3 protein-coding genes are annotated in these 3,004 nt (G+C 63.2%); 1 reads left to right on the forward strand and 2 read right to left on the reverse strand.

Annotated elements, in window-relative coordinates:
- Window positions 1-1,122: hypothetical protein (locus IH971_11145; GenBank protein MCH7498384.1), on the reverse strand; the 1,122-nt coding region annotated here is incomplete at its 3' end.
- Window positions 1,123-1,439: 317 nt separating this feature from the next.
- Here IH971_11145 and IH971_11150 point away from each other — a divergent pair.
- The gene (locus IH971_11150; protein ID MCH7498385.1) at window positions 1,440-2,222 is read left to right on the forward strand and encodes an SDR family oxidoreductase; all 783 of its coding nucleotides are present in this window, start codon (window positions 1,440-1,442) and stop codon (window positions 2,220-2,222) included.
- A 24-nt stretch (window positions 2,223-2,246) separates the two neighbouring features.
- On the opposite strand, the gene fetB is transcribed toward IH971_11150, so the two are convergent.
- On the reverse strand, window positions 2,247-3,004 hold a 758-nt coding region (gene fetB, locus IH971_11155; protein ID MCH7498386.1), incomplete at its 5' end, for an iron export ABC transporter permease subunit FetB.

Consider the following 3,004-nt stretch of genomic DNA (forward strand, 5'->3'; position numbering starts at 1 on the left):
GAGGGCCGACTGCCCGAAAGAATAGTCCACGCCCCGGATATAGCGGTCCATGCCCACCACGCCCCCCACCGCGCCTGCGGTGGTAAGCCAGCGCCAGCCTGTGGCCTCCGAGCTGAACAAGTCAAAGTCGAGTAAGTCCGCCAGGAGGAATCCATAAAACGCCCCGGTGCCCCGGCCGATGATCAGCATCAGCGCGTCGCCGAACGAGTATTGACGATTGCCGTAGTATCTGCGGCTCAGGTACGTTCCTATCGGGTAACCCGCAACCTGGAAGAGCGTATTGAGCTTCTGCCACGACTCCCGTTCTTGTTGGGAAGCATCATAATCCCCATCATACGGATCGTAGTAATAATAGTCGAGCGGCTCCGCCCCGAAAATCTGTCTGTGCACCAGGGACATGATTGACCGCCCCAGATCCGCGTGCAGCGCCAGGGCGTAGGCCTGCCCCGTTGACGGCATCCAGCGCTTGTAGAGCCGGTCCCACAGGTAGGCCCCCGCCGGCACCGCTAGCATCAACATCGCTACCGGTAGTTTCCCCTCCACTTCGATTAAGCGGACCAGGGCCCTCCCATAATGGAAGCCCACCACCCCTCCGTAGCGCTGCATCTGTGAGCGCGCCTCCGGCAGGTCCACATCCTCCGTGTACCTCCAGGTGAGGTACAGCGAAGCCCCCAGCGAGAACATCTCGCCGGCGACGATCCACTTAGAGTCCTCGGCCCCCAGCACAAAGGGGATGCCCCAGCCGTAGAGTCCGATACCCCAGCCCATGTTCTGGGCCACCAGCGTCCAGCGGCCACCCTGGTTCAGGCGCGGCACGCTGGGACGCACGGCCTCACCCACGGCTTCATCGATGAGGTCCTCATGCAAGCCCATGGCCTGTTGCAGGGCCTCCAACAGCACCCTTTCTTCCGCGGAGATGGTACCGTCCAACATGGCGGCTTCGTAGGCCTGCCGGTAGATTCTCAGGGCCTCGGTCGCTGGCGACACCTGCCCCTGCGCCGCCAGGCTGGTTGCCAGAATCAGGCCCATCACCGGCCACCTTGCCACGCCACGCCTCCGGCCAGGATCTGACCTGAGCCTGCCGAAGAAGTCTGCCGGATTGGATGTTGCGTTGGTATTCATGATCATTCCTCCCTCAATGGGGCAGCTCATCCCCGTTTTGTGCCCCAATCTGCGGATACTGCACTTACCAATTGTCATGACTTTGTCCAGGGAATGTAAAAGTTTTAACTGCAATCCTGCGGCCCCGGATCGACTGCCTCACGAAACTCTAGTTGGGAGACCGTGACCCCCTTGGTGACCCCCCGTTGGCCCCGCAACAGGTCCGAATCCCGTCGGCTAGCTATGAGTGTGCGCCCCCGTCGTCCATCGGGAATGGCCCTGTGGCAATCCCTCCATCCCACCCCTAAATTCAGCCCCACATGATCGGAGGAAGATAAATGTCTGACTGGGCAGTTGTGCTGGGGGCCTCCAGCGGCTTCGGCGGGGCCACCGCCAGAGCGCTGGCTGAGGCGGGGCTGAATATTTTCGGCGTCCACCTGGACCGTAAGGCCACCCTGCCCATGGTGGAAGCCGTTATCGAGGACGTCACCGCCGCCGGCCGCCAGGCGCTCTTTTTCAACATGAATGCCGCCGATGCCGACAAGCGGGCCGAGGCGGTGGCCGAGCTCAAGGCCAAGGCCGGTCCCGATGGCCAGGTGAAGGTGCTGCTGCACTCGCTGGCGTTCGGCACGCTCAAGCCCTCCATGGGGCACGACCCCGCCGACATCCTGGCCCAGCCGCAGATCGAAATGACCCTGGACGTCATGGCCAGCAGCTTGGTCTACTGGACCCAGGCCCTTTACGTCGCTGGCCTGATCCGCAAGGGCAGCCAGATTTTCGCCATGACCTCCTCTGGCGGTCACCGCCAGTTCAAAACCTACGGCGCGGTCTCCGCTGCCAAGGCGGCGCTGGAGTCCTATATCCGCCAGATCGCGGTGGAACTCAGTTCCGAGGGCATCGCCGCCAACTGCATCCAGGCCGGCGTCACCGATACCCCCGCCCTGCGCAAGATCCCCGGCAACGAAGTGATGATCGAGCACGCCTTGACGGTTAATCCCGGCGGGCGCCTTACCGAGACCACCGATGTGGCCGCGGCCATCGCCCTGCTGGGGCTTTCGAACAACACCTGGCTCACCGGCAACGTCATTCGGGTGGACGGCGGCGAAGACATCGGCATGTAGCGATTGGGCGCGGCGGACCCGCGTTCACCGGGGCTGCTGGAGCAGCTCCCAGCGCACCTGCCAGCGGGCATTGACCAGGCGCGCCATCAGCAGCAGCATGGCCGCCACACCGGCCACCACACCGGTGGCAATCCACATCATCATGACCACCATCTGAATCTTGACCGCCTCCACCGGCGACTGGCCCGCCAGAATCTGCCCCGTCATGACCCCCGGCATCTGGACCAGACCCACGGTCATGAGCGCATTCATCGAGGGAATCAGGGCACTGGCGATGGACTCCCTGAATACGGGCTGGAACGCCTTCCGGGGCGGCGCCGCCAGAGAGAGGGCGGTCTCCACCTCGTCCCGGCGCTGCTGTAGATCGCTCAGGAACCGGTTCGCCGACAGTGAAATCACGTTCAGGCCGTTGCCCAGGATCATGCCGCTTACCGGGATGAGCACATTCAGGCTGTGCCACGGATCCGGGCGTAGAATCAGCCCCGCAACGACCCCCAAACCCACCACCAGCGCCAGCACCAATGCCACCAAGGTTATCAGAAAGTAGCCCGGTACACGCACCGCCTGCCGCCGAACGCTCTCCAGCCCGGCCACGGTGAGCATAACGGCCAGCACCAGCCCCAGCAGCCAGGGCGAGTTCGCCTGGAACAGAACCTTGAGCGCAAAACCTATCAGGGTAAGTTGGGCAAAGGCCCGCACCGTCCCAACGGCAAGATTTTTTTCCAGCCCCAGACCCTGCAATTTCGACAGGGCGATGGCCAGCGCCATGAGCACCAGCGAAA

This window comes from Candidatus Neomarinimicrobiota bacterium (assembly GCA_022560655.1).
GTDB lineage: Bacteria > Fidelibacterota > Marinisomatia > SCGC-AAA003-L08 > TS1B11 > JADFSS01.